Annotated in this window: 7 protein-coding genes and 1 tRNA gene; 6 read left to right on the top strand and 2 right to left on the bottom strand. The window is 64.9% G+C overall.

The window, feature by feature from the left end; translation table 11 throughout:
* The 4 genes from sphsw_RS16215 to sphsw_RS16230 form a co-directional block, all read left to right on the top strand.
* A partial coding sequence (locus tag sphsw_RS16215) for a flagellar basal body rod C-terminal domain-containing protein (RefSeq protein ID WP_031441537.1) occupies positions 1–317 on the top strand: 317 nt, incomplete at its 5' end.
* Between the two features lie 5 nt (positions 318–322).
* Complete coding sequence (locus sphsw_RS16220; RefSeq protein WP_031441538.1) at positions 323–1,216, top strand: flagellin N-terminal helical domain-containing protein; 894 nt, start codon at positions 323–325, stop codon at positions 1,214–1,216.
* A gap of 111 nt (positions 1,217–1,327) precedes the next feature.
* On the top strand, positions 1,328–2,191 hold the full coding sequence (gene motA / locus sphsw_RS16225; protein ID WP_031441539.1) for a flagellar motor stator protein MotA: 864 nt from the start codon (positions 1,328–1,330) through the stop codon (positions 2,189–2,191).
* Position 2,192: 1 nt separating this feature from the next.
* The gene (locus sphsw_RS16230; RefSeq protein WP_031441540.1) at positions 2,193–3,095 is read left to right on the top strand and encodes a flagellar motor protein MotB; all 903 of its coding nucleotides are present in this window, start codon (positions 2,193–2,195) and stop codon (positions 3,093–3,095) included.
* A gap of 137 nt (positions 3,096–3,232) precedes the next feature.
* Here sphsw_RS16230 and sphsw_RS16235 read toward each other — a convergent pair whose 3' ends face one another.
* Together sphsw_RS16235 and sphsw_RS16240 are read right to left on the bottom strand one after the other, a co-directional pair.
* Complete coding sequence (locus sphsw_RS16235; protein ID WP_031394198.1) at positions 3,233–3,724, bottom strand: MucR family transcriptional regulator; 492 nt, start codon at positions 3,722–3,724, stop codon at positions 3,233–3,235.
* 585 nt (positions 3,725–4,309) lie between these two features.
* A tRNA-Leu gene (locus tag sphsw_RS16240) sits at positions 4,310–4,396 on the bottom strand.
* Positions 4,397–4,498: 102 nt separating this feature from the next.
* On the opposite strand from sphsw_RS16240, the gene sphsw_RS16245 reads away from it, so the two are divergent.
* Positions 4,499–5,476 (top strand): complex I NDUFA9 subunit family protein, encoded by a 978-nt coding sequence (locus sphsw_RS16245; protein ID WP_042467568.1) that lies wholly within the window; start codon positions 4,499–4,501, stop codon positions 5,474–5,476.
* Positions 5,477–5,548: 72 nt separating this feature from the next.
* Entirely contained in the window at positions 5,549–6,358 is an 810-nt protein-coding gene (locus tag sphsw_RS16250) for an undecaprenyl-diphosphate phosphatase (RefSeq protein ID WP_031441542.1), read from the top strand.
* Positions 6,359–6,650: the final 292 nt, after the last annotated feature.

Below are 6,650 nucleotides of genomic sequence, written 5' to 3' on the forward strand. Positions count from 1 at the left end.
CGGGCGCGACCGGCGGCGCGCGCGATGCGTCGAACCTGACCGCACTGCTTGCGACGCGCGACCCGACGACGGGCGGCGAACAGCGGCTGACCAACATGATCACGAGCAACGCGGCGTCGCTCGAACAGCGCAGGCTGGTCGGCGATGCGCAGGGCGCGATCCGCGACGGCGCGGTGACCGCACGCGATTCGGGCAGCGGTGTCGACCTCGACAGCGAGGCGGTCGACCTGCTCCGCTTCCAGCAGGCCTATCAGGCGTCGAGCCGCGTCATCCAGACCGCGCGCGACATCCTCCAGACCATCCTCGAGATCCGGTAGGCCTTATGCAGATCGCGACCAGCCTGTTCTACGACCGCTCGGCCAAGGCGATGAATGCGCTGTCGAAGCAGGCGGACGCATTGCAGACGCAGATCTCGACCACCAAGAAATTCACCGCGCCCTCGTCCGACAGCGCCGCCTATCAGCGGCTGGCGGGGCTCGCGCGGGATGCCGTCGACGACAAGGCCTATGCCGCGAACCTGACGACCGCCGCATCGGTGCTGAAACAGTCGGATACCACGCTCAGCGCGATCACCGCGCAGTTGCAGCGCGTGTCCGAACTCACGGTGCAGGCGCGCAATGGCACGCTGAGCGGCGATGCGCGCAAGGCGATCGGCGTCGAAATTGCGGGGATCGTCGATACGATCGCGAGTCTCGCGAACGTGAAGGACCTGCGTGGCCAGCCGATCTTCGGCGGCGCGGACGGCGGGCCCGCGGCGGTGAAGCAGGCCGATGGCAGCTATGCGCTGGCCGCGACCAGCGTCTCGCCGATCCCGGTCGGCGACGGCGCAAGCGTCCAGGCGAACGAATCGGCGTCGCGCGTGCTGCGCGCCGACGGCAAGGACACGCTGGCGGTATTGAGCGCGATCGCGACCGCGCTCCAGGCCGAAAGCTACGATCCCGCCTCGCTCGATACCGCGCTCGACGATCTGTCGGCGGCGTCGGAACAGGTGTCGTCGATCCAGGCGTCGCTCGGTGCGCGCGCGTCGCGGGTCGATCTGGAAACCGCCCGGCTGAAGGACGTCGCGGTCGACCGCGAGGATACCCGCCAGTCGATCGAGGGCACCGACATCACGACGGCGATCACCGAATTGCAGAAGACGATGACGATCCTGTCGGCGACTCAGGCGAGCTTCTCGAAGCTCAGCGCGCTGTCGCTGTTCGATTATCTTCGCTGAGCGCATTTATAGGACGGATCGGGCGGGTCCGGTAACCGGATGGCTACGAAATCCGGTTAATCTTCCGGTGACAGGGCCGGCGTTCCGGGCTTTGGGGGAATTTCCAGCACCATGTTTCCGATTATCGGCATCGTCGTTTTGCTCGTCATGGTGTTCGGCGGCTTTGCGTTCACCGGCGGGGCGCTCGGCCCCGTGCTTGAGGCGATCCCGCACGAGATGCTCATCATCGGCGGTGCCGCCGCCGGCGCGCTGATCATCGGCAATTCGGGCAAGGAGCTCAAAGGTCTCGGCGGCGGGCTGATGAAGGTGTTCAAGGGCCCGAAATACAAGAAGCAGGATTATCTCGACGTCATCTTCCTCGTCAGCAAGCTGATGAAGATGTTGCGCGTCGACGGGCCGATCGCGCTCGAGCCGCATGTCGAGGATCCCAATTCCTCCGCGGTGTTCGCCGAATACCCCAAGCTGCTGAAGAACCACGCGCTGATCAACCTGATCGCCGACACGCTGCGCCTCGTCGTGGTGTCGAGCGGTACGCTCGACGTGCACGCGGTCGAGGAGGTGATGGACCAGTCGATCAAGACGCATCATCACGAGGAGGAAAGCGCGCACGGCACGCTGACCAGCCTCGCCGACGCGCTGCCCGCGCTCGGCATCGTCGCGGCGGTGCTCGGCGTGGTGAAGACGATGGGATCGATCGACAAGCCGCCGTCGGTGCTCGGCTCGATGATCGGGTCGGCGCTGGTCGGCACGTTCATGGGCGTGCTGCTGGCCTATGGCATGGTCGCGCCGCTCGCGAACCGGCTGAAGCAGGTGCTCGACGCGGACGCCTCGATCTACGGCGTGGTGAAGCAGATCATCATCGCCTCGCTCCACGGCCATCCGCAGCCGCTGGTGATCGAGGCGGCGCGCTCGGGGATCGCGCATCGCAACCAGCCGGGCTTCGCCGAAGTCTTTGACGGGCTGCGCGGGAAGTAGGATGGCACGCGCGCCGCACGGGGCGAACCAGCCGCCCAAGATCATCGTCAAGAAGGTCTATATCGAGGGCCATGGCGGCCATCATGGCGGTGCCTGGAAGGTCGCCTATGCCGATTTCGTGACCGCGATGATGGCGTTCTTCCTGCTGCTGTGGATCCTCGGCGCGACGACCGAGAAACAGCGCAAGGGCATTGCCGACTATTTCGCGCCGACGCTGATCGACACGCACACGCTGGGGATCGGCGGCGGTGCGCTGCTCGGTGGCGAATCGATCCTGTCGAAGAACAAGATCGGTCCGCAAGCGGGGCAGACCAGCCTGCCGCAGATCGCCATTCCGAATGCGGGCGCGGGCGGCGCGGACACCGGCACCGGACCCAAGGGCAACAAGAAGGGGCTCGACGCGCTGAATGCGGAGGATCGCCGCAATTTCGACGCGATGCGCCGCAAGGTGCTCCGCCAGATCGAACAGTCGAAGAACCTGTCGCGTCTCGCGAGCCACATCCGCTTCGTGCCGACGCAGGACGGGATGCGCATCGACCTGATCGACGATGCCGATTATTCGATGTTCGCGCTGGGCACGACGGCGCTCGATGCCAGGGCAGGCGATCTGATCGGGATGATCGCGGGATCGATCGCCGGGTCGGCCAACCCGATCATGATCCGCGGGCACACCGACAGCGTGCCCTATGGCGATCCGCGCGCGATGAACAACTGGATGCTCTCGTCGGGCCGCGCCGAGGCGACACGACGGCGGCTGCTCGCCGGCGGCACGCCCGAGGCGCGCTTCGAACGGATCGAGGGTGTCGCGGACCGCGAGCCGCTGATCGTCAAGAACCCGAGCGATCCGCGCAACCGGCGCGTCGCGATCACCCTGCTCTACCGTCGGGGTCGTTTCGGCAGCTAGCCCGGCGTGACGACCCGGCCGGTGTCCGCCGGGGTGGTGAGGGGCGGCAACGGCGCGTGCGCCCTGCCTAATGCGAAAAGGGGCCGGTGGCGAACCACCGGCCCCTGCAGGCGCTCAGATCGGTCGGCCTGCGTCGATTATTCGGCGACAGCCTCGACCTTGCGCTTGCGCTGCGGCGCGGCAGCCGGGGCTTCGGTCTTGCGGGCGCCGGGCTTGCGACCGAGACCGATCTTCTTGGCCATGGCACGGCGGCTTTCCGAATAGGTCTCGGCGACCATTGGATAGTCCGGCTTCAGCCCGTAGCGTTCGCGATATTCGATCGGCGTCATGCCGTGCGTCGCCAGGTGACGGCGCAGTGTCTTGTACGGCTTGCCGTCGATCATCGAGATGATGTGATCTTTCGATGCCAGCGATTTCCGGACCGAGACTGCCGGGGTGTATTCGGCGACGGGCTCGACCACGGGCTCCTCCGTCGACGTGCCCAGCAATGCAGACACGGTGTCGTGCATCTTGCCGAGGAACGACGGAACCTCTTCGGCGGACGTGCGCGTATTGGGGTTTGTCAGCCACGCGATCGTCAGTTCGGTCGCCAATTCAACAGCGTTCAGCTCAATAATGTCTTCGGACATGATATGCTCCAGTCTTTGATCGACGCCTACGCCTATAGCACCCTATAATCAACATCCGATTTGAACCTATTATGCCATTTGCTATGCATTTTCTTCCAAAAGCCGTGCCGCACGGTATCAAGACGCAATTTTCCCGGCTTGGATGCAGTCTCGAGGAAGATCGGGAAGTGGTCTGGGCAGACACTTACTATAGGGGATAATGTCCGATATCTTCATTAACTATGATGCAGATCAGGCCTGATTGATCCGTGGAATGAATATGGGACCGATACCATGGACCTGAATGCTACTGCGGAGGAAGGACGGTCGACCCGAACCCGTCACTGTCTTTGACGGTCCTTCCGAAGTCTGGGGCGGCGTGTGGCTGAGGTCGGCCGGCTGAAGCCGGACGCGTGTGCCGCAGTGCATCGAACCCGGGCAGCAGGCCTAGCGCTGGAGCGCTGATCTGACGGGGGCGGACCGGGCTTCGGTTGCCGAGGTGGTCGGTAGTGTGTGAGCTAAGATCTGATTGCTTGGGGCATTGCCGATCGGCCGCCCGACGGATCGCCTTAGGCGCTGACCGTCGTCTCACCCACCTGGTGAGAATGGTGCCCGGAAGAGGACTCGAACCTCCACGACCTTGCGATCGCCAGCACCTGAAGCTGGTGCGTCTACCAATTCCGCCATCCGGGCACGGGGTAGGAGGGCGCCTCTAGTGGAGGGTTGCGATGCTTGTCAACAACCCTCTTGCTGGGGCAAAGGGCGGGCAGGCATAAAGAATTGGACGGACGGGCGATGAACGACAGACTGGTGACGCTGATCGGGGGCGGAGGTTTCGTCGGCCGCTATGTCGCGCAGGCGCTGCTGGCGTCGGGTGCGCGGGTCCGGATCGCACAGCGCGATCCGCGGCAGGCGTTTTTTCTCAAGCCACTTGGCGGGCTCGGGCAGACGCAATTTGTCGGCGCCGACGTGACCAAGCCCGCGACGATCGCGCAGGCGGTGCAGGGTGCGGACATCGTCGTGAACCTGGTCGGGGTGCTGGCGGGTGATTTCCACGGCGTCCAGGCGCTCGGCGCGCGGACCGTGGCGGAGGCAGCCGCCAAGGCGGGGGTCGGCGCGCTGGTCCATGTCTCGGCGATCGGTGCGGACGCCGCATCGGACTCGGCCTATGGCAAGTCGAAGGGCGAGGGCGAGGCGGCGGTCCGCGCGGCCTTCCCCAACGCGACGATCCTGCGGCCGTCGATCATCTTCGGGCAGGAGGATCAGTTCGTGAACCGCTTCGCCGGAATGATCGCCAAGGCGCCGGTCGTGCCCGTGCTGCGCGCTGGAGCCAAGTTCCAGCCCGTGTTCGTCGGCAACGTCGCGGACGCGATCGTCGCCGCGGCCTCGGCTCCCGAGACGTTCGGCGGCAAGACGCTGGAGATTGGCGGGCCGGACGTCATCACCATGGGCAACCTGATCCGCTGGATCGCCGCCGCAATCGGCCGCGAACCGTCGATCGTCGAATTGCCCGATTTTGCCGGGGCACTGATCGCCAAGGCCGGGTTCCTTCCAGGCGCGCCGATCACCCAGGATCAGTGGCGGATGCTGCAGAGCGACAATATCGTCACCGGGGTCGACGGGCTGAAGGCGATGGGGATCGAGGCGACGCCGATGTCGACGGTCGCGCCGGGCTGGCTCGTCCGTTTCCGCAAGGCTGGGCGGTTCGGTCGCCGTGCCGCAACTCGGGCCGACACCCAGGTGGACACGCATTCGGCGACCCACGTGGTCTGATCCCGATGCGGGTCCAGCCGCCATCGACACTGATCGACCAGTCCTGATTCACCGCGCTGCGGGAGCTTTTGCGTGTCCGAACTTCTTACCGTCATCCTTCTCGGCATCGTCGAGGGGATCACCGAATTCCTGCCGGTCTCGTCGACAGGCCATCTCATCCTCGCGACGCGGCTGCTCGGCTATGATGCGGGGCGCTGGGAGGTGTTCAACGTCGTCATCCAGCTCGGCGCGATCCTTGCGATCGTGGTCCTGTACTGGCGGACCTTCTGGGCGGTGGGCATGGGCCTCATTCGCCGCGAGCCGAAATCCTGGCTGTTTCTGCGCAATCTGGTGGTCGCCTTCATCCCTGCCGCGGTGATCGGGCTGGCGCTGCACCATTATATCGAGGCGCTGCTCGGCAATGCCGAGGTGGTCGCGATCGCGCTGGTCGTTGGCGGCTTCGCCATTCTAGCGGTCGAGCGGTTCGCACCGCGCAGCGACATAAGCGGTGTCGCTGACATCCCGCTGCGCACCGTCGTCGGGATCGGCCTGCTCCAGTGCCTCGCGATGATCCCTGGCGTCAGCCGCTCGGGCGCAACGATCCTCGGGGCGCTGGCACTCGGCGTCGAGCGGCGCACCGCCGCCGAGTTCAGCTTCTTCCTCGCCATCCCCACGATGCTGGGGGCGAGCGGGCTCGAACTGATGAAGAACCATGCGGCGCTGACCAGCGGCGAGGGTGTCGGCCTGCTGTCGATCGCGATCGGCGCGCTCGTTTCGTTCGTCGTCGCGTTGCTGGTGGTCAAATGGTTCGTCGGAATCGTCACCAAGCACGGGTTTGTGCCGTTTGCATGGTATCGCATCGCCGCGGGCTCCGCCGCGCTGGTATGGCTCCTATCGAAATAGGTCCGAGTCGGGATATATTCCGTGAGATTTGTGAATATATCCCCCGACCTGCGAGATTTGGCGTAATATATAGGTCAGTTTAGCTGACATAATAGGCGTTTTTGCCGTGACAAACCTTCGACGACGCAATAACGCGATTGTCGGAGGCATAAATGGCGAACGATTCGATGCTCAAATTCGTCGGGCGGGAGCAATCCTATCCCGACAAGCGTAATGCGGTGGAACGCGCGGACGATTTCCGCGAGATCGCCGCGCGCTATGCAGTCGAACCCGCCGAGGAGCAGGCGGGGCG

The sequence above is a fragment of the Sphingomonas sp. FUKUSWIS1 genome (assembly GCF_000733135.1).
Classification (GTDB): domain Bacteria; phylum Pseudomonadota; class Alphaproteobacteria; order Sphingomonadales; family Sphingomonadaceae; genus Sphingomonas; species Sphingomonas aerolata.

Coding starts and splice junctions, on each gene's coding strand:
- sphsw_RS16220 (WP_031441538.1), top strand. CDS start 323: ATGCAGATCGCGACCAGCCTGTTCTACGACCGCTCGGCCAAGGCGATG.
- motA (WP_031441539.1), top strand. CDS start 1,328: ATGTTTCCGATTATCGGCATCGTCGTTTTGCTCGTCATGGTGTTCGGC.
- sphsw_RS16230 (WP_031441540.1), top strand. CDS start 2,193: ATGGCACGCGCGCCGCACGGGGCGAACCAGCCGCCCAAGATCATCGTC.
- sphsw_RS16235 (WP_031394198.1), bottom strand. CDS start 3,724: ATGTCCGAAGACATTATTGAGCTGAACGCTGTTGAATTGGCGACCGAA.
- sphsw_RS16245 (WP_042467568.1), top strand. CDS start 4,499: ATGAACGACAGACTGGTGACGCTGATCGGGGGCGGAGGTTTCGTCGGC.